The sequence below is a fragment of the Microcystis sp. M_QC_C_20170808_M3Col genome (assembly GCF_007095505.1).
Classification (GTDB): Bacteria; Cyanobacteriota; Cyanobacteriia; order Cyanobacteriales; family Microcystaceae; genus Microcystis.
In genome coordinates this window covers 10,858-31,300 of record NZ_SFBY01000463.1, presented here as the reverse complement: position 1 = coordinate 31,300, position 20,443 = coordinate 10,858, and the positions used below count along the sequence as shown (strand labels likewise).

The 20,443-nt window shown below is 43.3% G+C and carries 9 protein-coding genes; all 9 read right to left on the bottom strand.

Annotated elements, in window-relative coordinates:
- Positions 1-10: 10 nt before the first annotated feature.
- Positions 11-3,109 (bottom strand): efflux RND transporter permease subunit, encoded by a 3,099-nt coding sequence (locus tag EWV84_RS21380; protein WP_287079925.1) that lies wholly within the window; start codon positions 3,107-3,109, stop codon positions 11-13.
- Between the two features lie 42 nt (positions 3,110-3,151).
- Complete coding sequence (locus tag EWV84_RS21375; protein ID WP_287079924.1) at positions 3,152-4,507, bottom strand: efflux RND transporter periplasmic adaptor subunit; 1,356 nt, start codon at positions 4,505-4,507, stop codon at positions 3,152-3,154.
- Positions 4,508-4,567: 60 nt separating this feature from the next.
- On the bottom strand, positions 4,568-5,869 hold the full coding sequence (locus tag EWV84_RS21370) for an MFS transporter (protein ID WP_286826621.1): 1,302 nt from the start codon (positions 5,867-5,869) through the stop codon (positions 4,568-4,570).
- A gap of 48 nt (positions 5,870-5,917) precedes the next feature.
- Positions 5,918-7,549, bottom strand: a complete 1,632-nt coding sequence (locus tag EWV84_RS21365) for an FAD-binding oxidoreductase (protein WP_287079923.1) — start codon at positions 7,547-7,549, stop codon at positions 5,918-5,920.
- An 80-nt stretch (positions 7,550-7,629) separates the two neighbouring features.
- Complete coding sequence (locus EWV84_RS21360; protein ID WP_286826619.1) at positions 7,630-8,235, bottom strand: isoprenylcysteine carboxyl methyltransferase family protein; 606 nt, start codon at positions 8,233-8,235, stop codon at positions 7,630-7,632.
- 12 nt (positions 8,236-8,247) lie between these two features.
- Complete coding sequence (locus EWV84_RS21355) at positions 8,248-9,423, bottom strand: type III polyketide synthase (protein ID WP_287079921.1); 1,176 nt, start codon at positions 9,421-9,423, stop codon at positions 8,248-8,250.
- A gap of 47 nt (positions 9,424-9,470) precedes the next feature.
- Positions 9,471-10,790 carry a flavin-containing monooxygenase gene (locus EWV84_RS21350; RefSeq protein ID WP_286826617.1) on the bottom strand — a complete coding sequence of 440 codons (1,320 nt, stop codon included), beginning with the start codon at positions 10,788-10,790 and terminating at the stop codon, positions 9,471-9,473.
- A 28-nt stretch (positions 10,791-10,818) separates the two neighbouring features.
- Complete coding sequence (locus tag EWV84_RS21345) at positions 10,819-14,850, bottom strand: beta-ketoacyl synthase N-terminal-like domain-containing protein (RefSeq protein ID WP_287079918.1); 4,032 nt, start codon at positions 14,848-14,850, stop codon at positions 10,819-10,821.
- 40 nt (positions 14,851-14,890) lie between these two features.
- Positions 14,891-20,332: a type I polyketide synthase gene (locus tag EWV84_RS21340; protein WP_287079917.1), complete on the bottom strand. Its 5,442-nt coding sequence runs from the start codon at positions 20,330-20,332 to the stop codon at positions 14,891-14,893.
- Between the last annotated feature and the right edge of the window lie 111 nt (positions 20,333-20,443).

Genomic DNA, 20,443 nt, shown 5'->3' with positions numbered 1-20,443 from the left:
TTTAATCAAGCTACTCAGAAACAGACAGAGGGGAAACCTTTTGGGCTTGAGCGAGATAGTACCATCCCGACGGGACAAATACCAGTGCGCTTAGGGTGGTTCCCATTACCCCGATGGAAATACAGAGAGCGAGGGGTTCCCAAAAAGCGCCGCCGTAGAGAAATAATGGCACAAATCCCGTCACCGTGGTTAAGGTAGTGGTGAGAATGTGACGGGTGGAAGCAATGACCACTTCCCGGATGGCCTTTCGTTGGCGTTGAAGATGGGGGGGTAAAGCTTGTAAAGCCGCTACCACGACAATAGAATCATTAACGGAAACCCCAACTAAGCCGATAGTGCCTAAAATCGACATGAATCCTAGGGGATATTCAAATAACCAGAGGGAAAATAAGGCTAGTCCAATCGAACTAATACCGACGACAGTAACTAGAGCAGCAAGACGGAAGGAGTTAAAAGAAAGAACAAGGGTTGATAGCATTAGAATCGTCAAGACTCCCACACTAGCAATTAGATTAGCCACAGCCGTATCTCTTTCTTCTTCCTCTCCGCCAAATTCGAGCCGATACCCTGGCGGAAGGGAAAATTTGCCCGATTCTAAGTTTTGGCGAAATTCGTCTAAAACCGTTGCAGCGATCGCATCAGCTTGAACATAGGCCTTCACCGTATTAATTCGCTTGCCATTTCGTCGAGGAATCGTGGCTAATTCGGGGAGAAAATCAAATTCTGCCACGGAGGAAAGGGAAATATTCGCCCGTTCAGCAGTGGCGGAATTACCGAGAATATTTAAAGAGGCAATTTGTGGCAGTTGCTCGCGATCGCGATTACCGACTCGGACTCGTACGGGTAATTCTTCTGTTGCTTCTAAAATCGAGCCACCCACAGAACCTTCTAAAAGGTTATCCAATTGACTTGCGATCGCCGCATTATCCAAACCAATCAGTCGAGCTTTTTCTTCATTAATTTTTAAGGCTAATTTAGCTTGAATTTCACTTAAATCAGCAACAGAATAGGTTATTTCGGGTATTTTTGCCAGTTCTTCCCGTAAGGACTCGCCAATTTTCCTTAACATCTCCAATTCTGAGCCATAAACCCTAATTTCGATCGGAGCGCCCACCGGTGGACCCTGTTCTAGGGGGCTGACTAATACCCTAGCCATCGGTAGAGCTTGACTTAATTGTTTTTGTAAGGTTTCGATCAATTGGGGATCATCAGAAACTTGCCGAAGTTGAATCAATGCTTGGGCAAAATTAGGAGAGTCTTTGACGCCATCGGAGAGATTATAGTAGAAGGGGGGAGCATTACGCCCTAAAAACCAGTGAACTTCTGCAATTTCTCGATGATCTAGCAGTATTTTTTCAGCTTGAGCCACTTTTACCTGAGTTACTTCTAGGGTTGTGGTGGGGGCCAGTTCGATTTCTAGGGTTAACTGATCTCGTTCTGCCGGCGGAAAGAATTCTTCCGGGAGAGTGCCGGCGACAACAAAGCCAGCAATTGGAATAATCAAGCCAATAACCAGACCTAATACGGGAAAATAGAGAATTAACTTCAAAATTTGGCGATACAACTCCGTTAGGAGCGGTAAATTAATTCCCGTATCCCACCAATGGGTTTTTGTCTGGTGCGATCGATGAGTCAGTTGATATAAACGTAAACTGAGAATAGGAATAATCGTTAGGGACAAAATTAGAGAACTAACCAAGGCTAAGATCACTGTTTGGGCGATAGTACGCACGAATTCGCCGGTGCCTCCTTGCAAAAGAGCGATCGGCATAAAAGACAAAATCGTGGTTAGGGTAGAAGCTAAGAGGGGAATCCCTAACTGTTTAACGGTTTCAGCAACAATATGTTCGTGAGCTATTCCGGTCCGTAGTCCTTTTTGCAGTTCATCGACAATCACAATAGCGTTATCGATCAAAAGTCCCAAAGCAATAACAATTCCTGTCACCGACATTTGATGTAGGGGAATTTGCCAGAGATTCATACCAGCAAAGACCATCAGGATCGATAAGGGCAAGGATAGACTTACCACCAAGGCGGACTGCCATCCCATCATCACAAAAGCTGTCCCCATGACACAGAGTAGCCCTAGGATTATGTTGCTGAATAATCCATCGATTCGGTTAGCCACATAACGATTTTGGGCAAAAATTATCTTGAGGCTCACACCTTGGGGGAGAGAGGGTCGAAACAGATCTAACTTGGCCTGGGCTGCCGTTGTCCATTCGTCTATGCGTTGCCCCGATTCCATCATAGCGGCCACCACAATAGCCGGTTTACCGTTAATAATAGTTAGTTCTGGCGGCGGTTCTTGAATTCCCCTGGTAACTAGGGCGATATCTCCTAAACGGGTAAATTGTCCCTCATTACTGTAACGAATCGGAATTGCTCGAATCCGAGAGAGTGATTCTAAACTGGTATCGACTTCCAATAATAAATTATTGCGATTGCTGCGAAGTTGTCCGGCGGCGACCTTGGCATCACTGGTTTGAATTTGTTGGGCAACTTCGACGGCAGTTAGGCCTAGGGAGGATAATTTCACCGGATCAATTTCGACTAAAATTTCCTCGGCCGGAACCCCGACTAATTCGACCCTTTCGGTTCCCCAAAGGGCTTCTAATTCATCGAACAGTTCTTGGCCAAGTCGGCGTAAAATAGCGTAATTAGGAGCGGTATCTAGATCCCAGAGGATGGCAGTCAATAAACTAAAGGCTTTACTATATCCTTCTTCGTATAAGGGTCTTTGGGCTTCTGGGGGTAGTTCCGGGATGACATCGGTAATCCGATCGCGAATGCGTGACCAGACGGGATCCACATCAGTGACTTCATCTTTAAGTTGAATATTGACCGTGGAACTCCCTAATTCTGAGGAGGACTCAATCAGGTTAATTTCTTTGATGCTAGAGAGAGATTGTTCAATTTTTTCGGTCACTAGGGATTCGACCCGATAAGGACTGGCACCGGGTAAATTGGTGGTAATGGTGGCACCTCGATTAATTGTTTCGGGATCTTCCATGCGCGGCAAAATTTGAAAGGAAGACAATCCCCAGACAATAATCAGAATTAAGGTCAGAATTAGTAATCTAGGTTTACGTTCAAACAAGTTATTCATTGGAGATTATTAGGGATAATAAAGCTGATTAATGACCGCTGACTACCAAATTTCCACCATTTGCCCGGGTACGATGCGGTGAACCCCTTCGACGATCACTCGATCACCGGAGGTTAAAGTCCCGCGCACCAATAAGCGATCGCCTTGAATCGCTAGAACTTCTAAATCTTGGCGTTTGACGGTAAATTGTCGAGGATTATCGGGATTAGCTGCTCCTAGAACATAGGAAGACCATAATCCTCTCGTGCCTTGTACTAAAGCTTCTGTGGGCAACCAATAGCCCGATTGTGGAACTGATTGAGATAATTCTAGGCTGACCACTTGCCCCGGAATCAGGCCTTGAGTCTGATTTAAACTTAAAATAACCGTGGCGGTACGGGTAGTCGGATCAACTTGGGGTAAGGTTGCAGTGACTTGTCCTGTTACTATTTTGTCACCAATTTTTAAACGATGTTTACTCCCAATTGGTAAGTTTTCGGACTGGTCAATGGGAACCCCTATACGCGCTTCCAGTTTATTACTTTCCACTAAACGAACGATCGGATTACTTGCAGAAACAACAGTGCCAATATTGACGTGAAGGAGGGCAATAGTGCCATCGTAGGGTGCTTGAAGTTGGCTTTTCTCAATCTCTAAGTTAATATTCTTCAGTTGGGCATCAAATTGGTCAATAACGGCTTTTTGCAGAGAAATCAATTCGGGACGAGTACCGGCCTTGAGTTCATCTAATTCACTTTGGGCTTGATCAATTCTCGCTTGTTGGGCATTAACATCGGTTTGCACTTCTTCGAGTTGTTCTCTAGTAATTGCCCCTTCTTGATACAATCCTAGCCGTCTTTGGTATTTAGATTCGGCTAAAGCTAATTGTTCCCTGAGATCTCGGACTTTTGCTTGGGCTGCGGCGATACTTTCTTTCCTGGAACCAGCTTGTAATTCTTGCAGTTTAGCCGTAGCTTGCGCTCGCTGGGCGATGAGTTCTTGTTTTTGTGCTTCTAAATTGCCTGTATCTAGAGTAGCAATTAAAGTACCTCGGCGTACCTCTTGACCCTCTTGAACCAATAAACTAATTAATTGTCCCGAACGCTCAAATCCTAGTTCACTTGTCCGTTTAGCCACAATATTACCCGTATAACGGCGCGGTTCTTGATGATGGGTGACAGGAGTTAAAGTTAAGGTTCGCACCGGTAAGGCTGTCGTCTTGGTCTTATCGATTGCTAACGAAGCGCTTTCTTCTGCGGTGGTGGATTCAGAGGTGTCTTCTAAGAGGACATTACGCAGGGTAGGATAGGCAAAAACCGAGGTGGCTGCTAGGATACCAGTAATAATTAATCGCCAGGGCAATCGCAGTTTTTTGATGGCAGTTTCTTGATGTTTGGTGACGGGATTGGGGGAAGTCATAATCTAGTTCCAAATGAGTAGGGTTTAGTCAAAAGTAATAACAGATTAGCGAGGAAAGAACTATTTTTTTATGGCATAAGACCGGAGGACAAAAGCCGCTGCTAGGGATAATATACCGGCGGACAAAAAGGCAATTTGTACCCCCCAGGGGTTATCAGGAGTTTTCCCGAAAGAAAGGATTAATCCTGTTAGAAAAGACCCCGCACCTTGGCTAAATTGAATTAGAAGACCCCTGGTTCCAAAAAATATTGCTTCTCGGCCCATTCCTTGTTGCTCCGCATCTTGATCGATAATGTCCGATAACATGGCATTCGGCAGACTAAAAAAGCTGGCTAGGGCTAAATTAGCGATGATCGAAAGGATTAACCAAGGAATCAAAGAATCTTGCCACCAAAAGCGACCACAGGCCATGGCAATCATACCAAGGCCAACCCAGATTAAAGAACCTTGAAAAACCAGTTTTTTGCCATATTTTTGCGCTAAGGGTAAAACTAGGGTAAATCCAGCCAAGGCACTACCGACGATAATAGTATTAATCACGGCGGCAAAACTTACCTCTCGTTTGAGGAGAGCAATTACTAAAAAAGTCGGAATCACCGAGATAATACTAATCACCATCCACGCCAAAATCATGGTGATCATATAGATACAAAAAGTCCGATTAGTAAAAGCCGCCGTTAAGGTGGTTTTAAAGCTAGGATATTTGCCCTTAGAAGGAGTATATTCTTCTTTTTCTAGCAAGGGCATGGCTAGAGTAATTACCCCAATAAGACTAATAGCAATCCCCATGCCCTGAAAGCCATAGCTATCAGTTAACCAAGGGGCAATAATCCCACCAATGGTGGCACCAACTAAACCAAAAATTCCGATTTGAGTTGATAATTTAACCCTTCCTTCTGGGCTTTTAGCGAGAGTGGGCAACCAGGCTAAATAGGGAACATGGTAGGATGCCATACCCACATAAAACACCCAAAGCATGGTGACTAAATAAATGAAGTAAGTGGTTTGATTTAAGTTATTAGGGGGATTAAACAACAGGATAAAACCACCAATTAAAGGGAGTAAACTGACCAGTATAAATGGTCTTCTTTTGCCCCAAGGACTCCAAAAGCGATCGGAAAAATAACCGATCACTGGCTGCACAAAAGCCCCAGCAATACGGCTAATCATTATCGCTATCCCCACTAAAGCAGAGGGCAATAAAATGGATAAGTTATAGTCATTGGGAATGCCAGGGTCGTAGCGATAGATTAGCATGGTTAGAAGGGCATTATTAACGATAAAGTTACCAAACCAACCAGTGATATAAGGAAGATAATCTATTCGGAGATGTTGCCATTTCCTAGAAGTGCTAGAAGTCATTAGAATTGGGGGATAGATGGGCAGTTAGCAGTAGATTGTTAGACTTATTTAAAGAAATTCGTAGCGACCCGGTGAGAGAATGTGATTGGGATCCAAGCTGTCTTTAATTTTCTGGATTAAGCAACTATAATCGTCTTTGGCTAGGGGTAAACTATTCATAGAGTGGGTACTAAGACGGTAGGGATAATAGCCTTTATTGATCAATTCTGCCAACATTTCATCGTGACAATTTAAGGCTTTTTGGTCTTCTCCTTCTAGCAATCGATCATAAAAAATGGCAGCATTGATGTTGATATTGCGCTCGGTAATACAGTTAATGCCGATATTAGGTTCATAACCATATTTTTGAGCGATGCTGCTGATAATATTGAGAGCATTTCTGAGATGATTTCCCAGAAAAGGAACGGCGGGAACACACCAAATCATGCCACAGGCATCCAGATCTAAATTCAACTTATCAGTGGGAGGCGTTTTTTTGCGCCAATAGGCCATTTTCAGCACTTTTTCGGTAATCATTCCTCGTTGGGGATTTTTGTGATAAATTAAATCCACCTTGTCCTTAATTTCCACACCGGTAAATACTTTAAAAATGGGACTCATTTTGCTGGCCATTTTGAACTTATTTTCATCAAAAAACATAAGTTTATTGACAATTCCTTTCAAGGCTTTTTCAATTAGTTTTCTTTCGACTTTTCCCTGTTCTGGTGAAGCCGAATATAAAGCTCCTTCTCCTATCCAAACACCGCCGCCCCATTGATGACTTAATTGTTCTAACAAATCGGGGGGTAAAGGGGTTTTTTCTTGGCATTCTTGCCAGGGATATTGTTGTTGAATGGACAACATTCGGTAGTTATTATTAATGTGGAAGGTCGTTTTAATTACCCCTGCCATTTTCAGTTGACGTAGTTTATCGATCAATAACTCTAATTTATTTTCTTGATCGATGCTATAGAAAAAAGCCTGAAAATATTCAGGATAGGGGGTTAACCAAAAAGTCATTTTGGTGACGATTCCCAGGTTAGATTGGGTAAAAATTCCATCAAAATAGGGACCGACTCCCCAACGATTGACCGCCCCTATTTGGGAATTTTCAAAGCGATTAAATCCCGTATGAACACATTCACCGGTGGGCAAAACTACTTCCATTCCACAGACATGATTAAAGCGATCACCCAAAATTCCTTTGGCTTCACCTCGTTCGAGAACATTGCCAATAATACTAGAATCAGGAGTCGAACCAGTGACACTCATTAATAATTTATTGCCATTTTTTTGCAAAAAATCGTAGAGTTGTCGCTGAGTAACACCCGCTTCAATAGTTACATAAGCTAGGGTTTCATTGTAATCCAAAATCTGATTTAATCGACTCAAATCCATTAAAACCGAACCGGTGCGGCTAGGAACTCGTGAACCATAACCCCAATTTTTACCTGTACTAATAGGATAGACAGGGGTTTGATAGCGATTAGCAATTTTTAGAGATTCTTGGACTTCTTGACGATTACCCGGGCGAATAATTGCCGGGATTTTAGCATGGGTTTCGTAGGTAGCGGTCTCGGCTTCTAGGCGTTTTTTGTTATCGGTGCTGACATATTCGGAGCCTAATAAATTTTCCCATTCTTGTAGAGCGTCAGTTAAATTTTCGCTAATAATATTTTCGGAAACAATTAGAGAGTCCATGGTATTTTCTTTCTCCTTTAAATTCAGATATGAGGGGTAATTAAAGGGCCCTAGGGAACCGGCCCTGCTATCCGTGGCAATTAACTTTTAAGCGGTTGCTGTTTGCGAGAGAAAATTGCGTTAAAACTAGGAATAAAACGGGGAGTATTGGCGAAAACTGCTTGATAATTGGTGTCTTGACTCAAAGCTTCTTCTTCAGCCGGAATGCGTTGGATTAATAACCAAGCATTCAGGAGACTAAAGACTATAGATGTCAGATAAGCGGTATGAAACAGGGGAACCACCGCTAATTCCGTGATCATGGCGCACCAGTTAGGATGACGGATATATTGATAAATGCCATTGTCGATCACGGGTGTCTGGGGAACCGTGACCACCTTATGAATCCAGCGATCGCCTAAAGCTTCAATGGAGGCATAGCGGAGCTTTTGAGCTAAAAAGGTAGTAATTAGCGAAAATAAAGCCAATGCTGGAATAAAAGGTCTGTTGAGCAGATAAACTTCCCCGATCATGCAAAGCATCCAGCTAGATTGGAAAATCTTGACGAATCCCACATAATTAGAACTATGCAGTTTGCCACCTTCCGCTAAGACTTTGGCCATATTCTGTTTACTCAGACGAGTAACGCGCACTCGTTGGACAATAATGTAACTAATCAGGGCAATGAAAACTATTTGGCTTAACATCCTTAAATATCCTTAGAATTGAACTAAAATGGCTTCTTGAGCAAATCCAGGCCCCATGGAAATTATTAATCCGTAGGAACCCGTGGGAGGATGGGGACGGGAGAGGGTTTCATCGAGAATGCAGAGGATAGTAGCAGAGGCAATATTGCCAATTTCTGCCAAAATATCCCAACTAACCTGTAAAACATCCGGTTCTAACTGGAATTCTTCAACTATTGCATCGAGAATCTTTGGACCCCCCGGATGCACCATCCAACAGACAATTTCGTCGAGGGAAACTCCTGTTTTTTCCAGTAAAGATGTCACCGCTTTTCTCACCCCACCCTTGACGTAATCAGAGACTTCTGGGCGAAGAATTTGGCGAAAACCGTAGTCTGTTAAAGGTAATGCCATTAAATGCTCTGTGTGGGGCATTAACAGCGATTGAGTGCCGATAATCTTCAGTTTTGCTTTACCTTGCTTGACTAAGGGATGTTCATCTCCCGCTAAGAGAACAGTACCGACTCCATCACCAAATAAAGCCGCTACCACAAGGGTCATAATGATATTGCTATATTGAGACGGATCTTCGGGTAATTGTCCCAATAATTCCGTTAAATCGCTATGAATTGACCCTTGCCAAAGGCCAGAGGAGGGATCGGTGGTAAACAAGATCGCTGCTTCGGTGGGATGTCCTTGCAGATAATCGTTTACTCTGGCTAATCCTTGGGCACCCCCCAAACAGCCGACACCCGATAACGCTTGCCGCTTGATATCGAGGGAAAAATCTAGACGATTGAGGAGTAAACTTTCTAGGGAAGGAACGGAAGGAAGAACAGTAACGGAGGTAACTAGGGAGATTTCTTTGGGAGAAAGAGCGGCTTTTTTCAGCAAATTAGTTACTGTCGATGTTACTAAATCCATAGTTAGATCGACCATTTGACGAAAGGGTTGGGCGATTCCGGGAGGATTATCCGCATCGAATTCATCTAGGGGAATGGTGAAGTATCGCCCTTGAATTTTGACATTACTGAAAAAACGATGAATTTGTTCTAAATCAAAAAAGGTTTGTTCCTGGAAGTCGAGATGATTTCTGAGGCAATAATCTTGAAGAAGATTAGCACAATGATTTCTGATATTGACTTCTAGAACCTCTTGGGGATAGTAATGTTCTGGAAAACCGGTAGCTGTCTCAATAATGTAGGGCATTGGAGTTAAGATAGAGGGATTTCAGGGGGTGAATTATGGTGGGAGATTTAAGCCAGTAATCGGCGAGCTAATCCTTGGGCTTGGCGTATATAACCCAATTTGTCAATCACTAAGGAGTGAGTACCGCTATGGTGTTTATTGTCGGCGCTTAAATTGGAACTAATTTGACGTTTTAGCTTTTCAAATTTATAGACAAACCGGGATTTTTTATCCTGAGCTTGTAGATAAGCTGCCACTAAATTACTTTGTTCTTCAAATACTCGCCAGTGGGTGCCAGTGGGATGAACCATTCCGATGACAAACAGGTTATTTTCCTCTGGGTGAAAAACATTCATATAGAGGTTGGGCTGGGTGGTTCCTTCTTGCCAATTCAAATCCGATTTGTCAATAAAAGAAAATTCAATTTTGTAACCAGTGGCGTAGATAATCAGATCAATTTCTTCTGTACTGCCATCGGCAAAAATAACTTTCTTTCCGTCTAATTCTTGGATATTAGGCTTATGACTGACATCTCCATGCACATAATAACGATAGATTTGTTGGTCACTGTTGGGAATAATTAGACCGTTACTTTTACAGTCTGTAGGAATATTAAGTTTTTTGAGATTAACTCCTTGTAAAAATAGAGCTATTGGTGATAATAAAGCCATCATTTTCATGTGTTCTTGGGCTGGAATTAGATTCATGATTGGCGTGTTAATCATCACCCATTCTGGGGGCAAACCGAACAAAAATTTCGGCATACAGAGAAAGCCACGACGGGTACTATGGAAAGTTTTACTACCATTGATAGCCGCTTCGACGACTAAATCCATGGCTGATTGTCCCGCTCCAACTACTAGGACTTTTTTAGCATTTAGTTGAGCAGGATTATCATAATCTTTTGCATGGATAATTTCACCGTCAAAATGACCAGTAAATTGAGGAATATTCGGTTTATTGTGATAACCACTAGCGATTAAAACTCCTCGGTATCGTCTGGTTTCTTGGTTGCTAAGGCTGACATCCCAAAAGTTACCCACCTTTTTTACTTTCTCTACGCTGAGATTAAATTCCATGAAATCATAGAGATTGAAATGAGCGGCATAATTGCGAAGATATTCATAGACTAACCGATGATTGGGATAATCTGGGTAATCTTTTGGCATGGGAAAATCGGAAAAAGGTTGTGTGGTTTTATGGCCAATTAGATGCGTATTTTTATACATTGGACTATCGGGACGGTCATAAATCCAAATACCCCCAACATCCTGAGCAGATTCGATAACATTAAAGGGAATTTTGGCTTTGCTTAAGGCTCTAGCCGCCGCTAATCCTGCGGCACCAGCCCCAATAATACAGTATTGCTCTTTGTAATCTAAAGTCATGATTTTTCTCCCTTGAATAATTGGTTAATTAGGCAGTCATTTGTTCAGGAAACTCTCGTAAACTTTGGCAAATTATTTTCATAATTTTCTCCGTATGTTGATTGATAAAGAAATGTCCTCCTGGTAAGGTATGCAGGACAAAATCTTGATTGGTTTGCAGTTGCCATTGTTGTAATTGAGGTGCAGAAACCTTGGCATCGTTGTCGCCTCCAAAAACGGTAATAGGACAATTTAAGGGTTGACCTTGTTGATAAGAATAGGTCTCTAGGAGTTTGAAATCTGCTCGTAAAATTGGTAAAAAAGCCGCCATTAAATCGGGATTTTTGAGGAGAGTTTCCGGAGTTCCTTGAAAATGACCTAAAGCTGCTAAAAATTGCTCATCTCCCAGACGATGAATGGGTAAATCGGGATTGACAATTTGAGGCGCTCGAAATCCAGACATAAATAAATGTTGGGGCAGATTTTGCCGAGTTTTCGCTAATTCTCTGGTTAATTCAAAACTGATTAAAGAACCCATGCTATGACCAAAAAAAGCATAAGGTTGGTCTAAATAGGGAGTCAGAATCGGAATGAGACGATTAATCAGGGATTTTAGCGATGTAATCGCAGTTTCCTGAAGGCGCGTTTCGCGTCCGGGTAGTTGAATCGCCCAAAATTCCACTTGCGTGGGGCAGTAATTCAGCCAATTTTGGAATACGGAGGCACCCCCACCGGCGTAGGGAAAACAAAATAGACGAATGCGGGCGTTAGGATTAGCTTGTTTACGAATTAGCCAAAGTTTCGGATCATTAGAGATATTTTCGGCTTTAGTCGTCCTGATTGGTTTTTTCTGTTTTGAGGGGAGAGGAGTTTTGTTGCTAGTTGCAGGTTGGGAGTTTTGGGTGATTAAGTTGAATATTTGCGGTAAAAACTGCTCAATACTCAATCCCGTTAGGTATTCCACGGGAACAATAATTTTTAAATCCTCCTCTAGTTGACGTCGTAATTGACTGGACATGAGAGAATCTAAGCCTAAACTAGAGAGCGGTTGCTTGGTATGTAGCTTGATCATGGATAAACCGGTAATCTGTTCTAAAACACCGATAATGTAGGTTTCTAGTTGTTTAAGCTGTTGCTCTGCGGGTGTGGCCAAAAGAGAGTCAAGGGTAATTAGATGACCAGAAGATGATGCAGTGGTGGTTTTGACAACTTCTGGCGGTTGAGGAGGTGTTTCTAGGAGATATTTCGACAATTTAGGCAATAATTGCGCTTCTTCTGCGGTCAAGTCGCCTCGGTCCAATAACTGTTCAATTGAGGGGGAAGAATTGGTAATCAGGGTTAAAGGTAAAGTGTTTTCGCCTGTTTTTAGCCAATAACTACTTCTTTCAAAGGTGTAGGTCGGTAAGATACAGGGTTTACTGTCTTGATTGGCCGTTATCTCTTGCCAATTCAGGGCGAATCCCCGCAGATAAAGCTGACTGACACTCTCGAGGATCTGTTGTCGGTCAGAGGTTTGACGACGCAAACTGGGCAACCAAAGACAGGGATGATTTTTATCCACTACGCTGCCCATGGCCGATAAAACGGGATGGGGGCCGCATTCGACAAATACCTCATAACCGTTGTCCAGTAAGGTTTTTATCCCATCGGCAAAGCGAACAGAAGACCGGAGATGACGACACCAATAATCGGCAGTAGTGACCTCAAAATTGACTAAGTTGCCATTAAGGTTAGAAATTAAGGCTCGTTGGGGGGGATGATAGGTGATAGTTTCAGCAATTTGTCGGAACTCGTCTAAAATTTCCTCCATCAGAGGGGAATGAAAAGCTTGAGAGACATTTAACGGGGTAATTTTCAGATTTTTGACCTGAAGCTGTTTTACCAGGGTTTCTATGGTCTCTGCAGCACCGGAGAGGACAATATTATCCTGACCATTAATAGCGGCAATAGCTACCTGAGATTGATAGGGAACAATTAAGGGACTAATTTCAGCTTCACTAGCGGAGATAACGACCATTGAGCCACTTTTTCCCACAGAATCCATCAATTTAGCCCGATAGAAGACTAATTTTAAGGCATCTTCTAAACTAAAGACTCCAGCAACACAGGCGGCCACATATTCCCCTAAACTATGACCCATGACCCCATGGGGGGTAATTCCCCAGGATTCCCAGAGTTTAAAAAGGGCGTATTCGAGAGCAAATAGGGCAGGTTGGGTGTAAAAAGTTTGATTGAGATGATTTTCTTGGTCAATAATCTCCGTTAGGCAATAGTCCCCATATTGACGGAGAATTTGATCACAGCGATCGAGTGTTTGACGAAATAGAGGATAGGATTGGTATAGTTCCCTTCCCATACCCGGGTATTGAGAACCCTGTCCCGGAAAGAGAAAGGCAATTTTTGCCCGATTTTTGCCACTAAATTCACTTTTTTGGCGAAAAGAACTCGGTTCACCCTGAACGAAAGCGGTTAATTTTTCTTGAAGTTGGCAGTGACTAGAGACAATACAGGTGAAACGATGGGGTAATTGGGAGCGACTGCGATTGCTAGTAGCACAAATGGAGCTTAAAGCAATATTGTTAGCATTTTCTAGGTAATTTGCGTATTTTTGGGCTAGTTTGATTAAAGCCGATTCGGTCTTGGCTGAGAGGGTGAACAGATAGGGCGATGAATCAGCTGCCGCAGTCGTTTGAGGTTCGTAAGGGTATTCTTCGAGAATAATATGGGCATTAGTGCCATTTAAGCCAAAAGAACTAACTCCAGCTAAACGAGAAGAATTTTCACTAACCCATTCACGGTTTTTAGTCGGAACTTTCAGCGGCTGATTTTCCCAGTCTAGATGGGGTGTCGGTTGCTGGAAGTGGAGATGGGGGGTAATTTGTCGATGTTGCAAGCATAAAATCACTTTCATCAGTCCGGCAATACCAGCGGCCGCTTCTAGATGGCCGATATTAGTTTTGACGGAACCAACCCAAACCGGTTGGGGATTTTTAGCAAAAACTGTCGATAATGCGCCTAATTCAATGGGATCGCCCAAAGAAGTGCCAGTTCCATGGGCTTCAATATAGCTAATGTCCTCTGGCTTTACCTGAGCATTTTTTAAAGCCTGACGAATCAATTGTTCTTGACTAAGTTGATTGGGAACTGTTAAACCGCTACTCATACCGCCATGGTTAACGGCCGAACCTTTAATTAGTCCTAAAATCAAGTTATTATCCCGAATAGCCGCAGATAAAGACTTTAAAACTATAATACCGCCGCCTTCTCCCCGCACATAGCCATTTGCTGTTTTATCAAAGGTTTTACAACGACCGTCAGGAGACAACATCTGGGCGCGGGATTCCATGATAGTAACGAAGGGAGTTAACATTAGGTTGACTCCCCCGGCTAGGGCAACTTCACACTCGTTATTGCGTAAACTTTGGCAAGCTAAATGAACAGCGACTAAAGAGGAGGCACAAGCAGTATCAACCGTTAAAGTTGGGCCATGAAATCCAAAAAGATAGGATAAACGTCCTGAAGCTACACTTTTAGCATTTCCCGTTCCCGTATAGGCATCAATCAGATCGGGATGATGGCTAAAATGGGAGTAATCTTGAGTCATCATGCCTATAAATACCCCAGTTTGACTTCCTCGCCGATTTAAGGGTGATATTCCCGCATTTTCCAGAGCTTCCCAGGCTAGTTCCAGCAGTAACCGCTGTTGCGGATCCATTTGTGCCACCTCCCGGGGAGAAAGACCAAAAAAATCAGCGTCAAATTGATCTATCGGTTGATTTAAGAAGCCACCGTGACGGGTATAGACTTTTCCCCTCGCATCGGGTTTAGGATCGTAATAATTGTCAATATTCCAGCGTTGCGGCGGAATTTCGCTGATGGCATCGGTTCCTGATTGCAATAATTCCCAAAAAGTTTCCGGGGAATTAGCTCCCTGGGGAAAGCGACAGGACATACCAATAATTGCAATTGGTTCATTCTTGGCTTTTTCTAGGGTATGTAGCTTAGTTTTTAAGACCTTAATTTGATTTAAGGCATCTTTTATTAAGCTCAGTTGATCAGGTTTGGCAGGTATTTGTGTCATGGTAAACAGGTTATTTAGATAGGGTTTGAGGTCTGCTTTTCTAACTCAAGGAATTTAACTCCTGTAGCAGTAAATCGGACAATTCTTCTAGGGATAAATCTTCTTCGTTGAGGGGATCAAGATTGCTATCTTGATTTGCTCCTATTGCTAAGGGTTTTAAACTAAAGTCAAGGTCAATAACTTCAGCTACCAGATAATCGACCAAACTGGTCACTGTTGGGTATTTAAAAGTGATAGTTGCCGCCAGAGATTTACCTAAATCCTTGGCTAAACAATTGCGTAATTCCACCGTCATTAAAGAATCCATTCCCAACTCAAAAAAACCTTGGTCAACTTTGGTAAATTCTCTAGCCGGAATACCGAGAATTTTCGCTACAATCCCTTGAACATGAGCAGTCAAAGCCGCAAAACGCTCCTCAATTGGTACTGTCATTAAGACATCAATAAAATTATTGTCTGGGGTTAATTTTTGGGCTGAAAAACTCTGGAAATCTCGTAATAAAGGTGGAATTTTTTGATTCTCGAAACTGTTAAAAAAGCTATTCCAATTGAGAGAAGCGACAGTTACCTGTGTCCGAGAAGTCTTCAGCAATGTTTCGAGGAGATGCAAACATTTTTGGGGATCAAGAGGGGTAAAACCCTGTTTAATTAGCCTTTTTTTCGCTTTTTCGCCTAAATTTTCGGCCATACCACCCTCTGCCCAGGGACCCCAATTAATGGTCAGGGCCGGCAGTCCTTGCGCTTGACGATAATGGGCTAGACTATCTAAAAAGGCATTAGCACTAGCATAATTACTCTGTCCAGAAGACCCTAACACCGAGGCCATCGAGGAAAAACTAATAAACCAGTCTAAATCAACTTCTTGACTGAGGAGATGCAAATTCCAAGCGCCGAGTATTTTGGGGGAAAAGACGCGCTCAAATTTCTCCCAAGTCTGTTTGGATAAGCTGGCATCCTCTAACACCCCGGCCGTGTGAATAATGCCTTTTAAGGGGGGTAACTGTTGCTCGATTATCTCAAAAGCCCGACGCATTTGGCCAAAGTCGCTAACGTCGGCGGCAAAAACTTCTACATTGGTTCCCTCTTGTCGCCATTGGTCTATAATTGGTTGGGTTTCTGGAGTTATTCCCCGGCGACTTAGTAAGACGAGGGATGTTGCTCCTTTTTTCCTTAACCAATTAGCCACTTGCTGCCCTAAGGCGCCTAGACCACCACTAATAAGATAGGTGGCATTTTCGGCAATTTCTCGGTTTTTTAGCGACGATTTCGGGATAAATCGCCCTAAACGAGCTACATAGCTCTGGCCTTGCCGCCAAACGATTTGATTTTCCTCCTCCGAACTTTGTAAAGATTGGAACACCTCTAGGGCTAAGGTGTGGCTATCCTGAAATTTATCTCCATCTAGACACAGACAGCGCAATTCTGGGTGTTCTAGGGCAATAGTCCGTCCTAATCCCCAGAGGGAACTTTGGGCAAGGGCAATCACTGTGGGCTGAGAAGGAATGTATTGAGCCGATTGGGTGACAATATAGAGGCGAGGAGAGTGATTAACCTCTATTTTGCCTAGTTCTTGCACTATTTCCAGCAAAGTTCCACAAATTCGCTCTTGAGTGGCCGCTAGGTTTTGATTATTTTCTAAAGCTTGGTCGTCATCGATTCCCCAGAGATAAATTAGACCTTGATAGGGTTTTTTGAGGAGATATTGCCAAGTCTGGCGATTGTTTTCGGTGATAAGTTGGCATCTATGCCCTTGTTGCACCAATTTTTCGGCTAATTGTTGCCCCACTCCCTTTTTGTCAGCAAAAATTAACCAATCTCCTGTTTCTGTCCAATCCATTCCCGTCAAGTCCGTGGCTTGCCAAGTAATTTCGTATAAACTATCATTGAGGTGGTTGGTCTGGGAAAAGAGGGTTTCTGGCCGGGCCTGTTGAAAGGTTAATCCGTCAATTTGGCTAATTAATTGACCCGATTCGCTGAAAATAGTCAAATCAGCGATTAAGATGCCGTTTTCCCAATTGCTATGGCTGAAGCGACCATGACAGTATATAGAGGTGTCCTTAACTCCCGAAAAGGTCAATCGATCAATATTAGTGGGAAGATAGGTGGTATTCCCCGCAGGAAATAGTGCCGACATAGCGTGAAAGCAACCATCAAGTAAGACAGGATGTAGCTGGTAATCCACCGCTTGCGAGAGTAGATGGGAAGAAAGTTGAATTTTTGCGACAATTTCGGACTGATTGCGGTAAAGTTCCTGGATAACTCGAAAACTTTCCCCGTAGTTCACTCCTTTACTTGAACAGTCCTGATAATGCTGTGCAATTTCGATTTTTTGGTGACAACGGTTCCGGATATCTGTGCAATTGCAGCTGGGTAAGTCCTGGTTTTCATTGGTTAAATTACCCGATAGATGCAGTAGGGAAACTTCCCCTTCCCCAAGACTGAGAATCTGAAATTGTCCCCCCGCTAGTAAGCTTAACTGTACCTTTTTACTCTGGTTTTCTGAGAAAATTAAGGGTCGATTCAGACTCAATTGACCAATAGTAAACCGCTGATTGGGATATTGTTGACCGGCTGCCACTATAATCATCTCTAGATAGGCCGCAGCCGGGAAAACTACCTGGCCAAAAACTTGATGTTCTTGCAGATAGCTCGGATAGCACGGAGAAAGAGAGGATTGATAGTGAACATCCTTTGACCCCAATAGATGCAGCGGTTGCTGTAGGAGAGGGTGGAAAGCTGCTACTGTCGGGGTTTTTAGCTGAGAATCAATGTAATCTAACCAATAGCGTTTTCTTTGGAAGGGATAGGTCGGTAAGGGGATTTTTTCGCGTAAATAATCCAGGTCGAATCCATTCCAGTCAATTTTGACCCCTTTTACATAAAGGGTCGCTAAACTTTGGAGTAGGGTTTCCCAATTTGACTGTTTTGGCGATAAACTAGCTAACCAGAGACCTCGCTCAGGGAGATTTTGCTGACCTAGGCTAATTAAGGTGGTTTTTGGGCCAATTTCTAGGAATATTTCCGTATTTAACTCTCCTAATCTTTCTATACCCCGGGCAAACTCTACGGGAGAAAGTAGATGATTAACCCAATATTGGGAAGTTGCTATCTCTGCATCGATAACATCCCCAGTCAGATTAGAAATAAGGGGAAGATGCGGAGAATGATAGGTGATAGTTTCGGCAATCTTGGCAAATTCCCCCACCATACCCGTCATTAAGGGAGAATGGAAAGCATGGGAAACCCCTAAAGTCTGACTTTCAATGCCTCTCTGATTAAAGTTAGTGATTAAATGGTTAATAGCCTCAGTTTCGCCAGAAATGACTGTATTTTCTCGACTATTGACCGCAGCAATGGTACAGATGCCCCTAATCTTCCTCAGATGATTGGTCACGGTGTCGGAATCGGTAAAAATTGCCGCCATTATGCCGTTTTTCGGTAATGTCTGCATTAAGCGTCCCCGATGGGCAATTAACTTCAAACCGTCTTCTAAGCTAAAGACTCCCGCTAAACAAGCGGCCACATATTCCCCTAAACTATGACCGATGAGAGCATCGGGTTTCACTCCCCAAGATAACCAGAGTTGGGCGAGGGCATATTCCAGAGAAAATAGGGTAATTTGACTGTAAAAAGTCTGATTAATCAACTGACTGGTTTTTTCGTCACCATATAACACTTGCAGTAAGGATTTCACCCCATAGCTCCGTAAAATTTCGTCACATTTCTCTAAAGTTTGGCGAAAAGTCGGTTGCGTTTCGTAGAGTTCCCTGGCCATTCCGGGATATTGTGAACCCTGTCCCGTACACATAAAAGCCAGTTTAGGGGCTTTTTTCGAGGTTAAAAGACTTTTTTGACCTGAAAAGCGATTTTCACCCCTAATAAAGTCTTTTAAAGCTTGCTCAAGCTGTTTTTGAGCCACAAAGGGAATAGCTAAACGATGCTCAAAATGCGATCGCCCAGTATTAGCGGTATAGGCCAGATTTGCCATAACCGTCTGGGAATTTTGACCTAAAAAATCGTAGTAGCGTTGAGCTAATTCCCGTAAGGCCGGCTCACTTTTCGCCGAAAGGGTAATTAAATGACAAGGACGTTCTAAATGAGGTTTTTCGTCACCAAGCCGCTCAAAATTGCTTTCCTCAACGATTAAATGGACGTTAGTACCACTCATCCCAAAAGCGCTCACTCCAGCCCGTCGGACTCCTTCTCTGACCAACCAAGGGGTAAGAGTGGTGGGGATTTTGACCGGCAGCTTTTCCCAGGGAATATAGGGATTAGGGTTCTTAAAATGAAGATTAGGGGCGATTTGCTGATTTCGTAACTGTAAAACTGTCTTAATTAACGCCGCAATCCCCGCGGCTCCTTCCAGATGCCCCATATTAGTTTTCACGGTTCCCAAAATCAGGGGGTTATCTTGACTATGACCCTGGCCATAAATTTTCCCTAAGGATAAAACCTCGATGGGATCTCCTAAAGATGTACCTGTACCGTGAACTTCGACGTATTGCAGATCTTTAGGTTGAATTTTCGCTCTTTCGAGGGCTTGTCTGAGTAAAGCTTCCTGTGCCTGACCATTGGGGGCGGTTAAGCCATTACTTTTTCCATCGTGATTGACAGCCGAACCGCGAATTTGGGCGAAAATGAGATTGCCATCTCGGAGAGCATCACTGAGACGTTTTAAGACCACGACACCGCAACCTTCGCCCCGACCATAACCATCGGCCGAAGCATCAAAGGTTTTACTACGACCCTGGGGAGAAACGGCTTTTAACTTACAATTACTAATCGCAGTGGCCGGGGTTAACATCAGATTTACCCCCCCCGCTAAAGCGAGATTACATTCTTGGCCGCGCAGACTTTGACAGGCCAAATGTACTGCCAAGAGGGAGGAGGAACAGGCCGTATCAATTTGCAGAGTCGGACCGTGAAACCCAAATAGATAAGAGATTCTGCCGACGGCAATAGCGCGACTGGTTCCTAAACTGTTGTAAGCATCAATGTGATTGACTACGCCTTGATGAAAACACAATTGGGCATAATCATCGCGAAAAATGCCCATAAATACGCCAGTTTGACTATTAATCAAACTTTCTGGCGCAATAGCCGCATTTTCTAGGGATTCCCAACAGACTTCTAACAGTAACCGTTGTTGCGGATCCATGGCGGCGGCTTCCCGGGGTGAGATGCCGAAGAAAGCTGGGTCAAATTCGTCAACTTTGTCTAAAAATGCCCCTTCCCGACTATACATTTTACCCGGAACATCGGCATCTTGGTGATAATAATCAGCAATATTCCAACGTTCTAGAGGAATTTCCGTTACTGCATCGATGCCATTAACCAATAACTGCCAATAACTCTCGGAATCATTGACTCCTGCGGGAAAACGACAGCCTATCCCCACAATAGCGATGGGTTCGGTTTGCGCTTTGACCATTGCATCGAGGTGTTTGTATTGTTCTAAAAAAGCTTGTTTTTGTTGATTCATATTGCTAACAACTCTTGTTATGTCACTTTCATCTCAGGTTATGCGTGGGAAAAAGTCACGGATAAGCAGGAAAAACCTTGATACTGTCGGGATGGGAAAATTTAGTGGCAT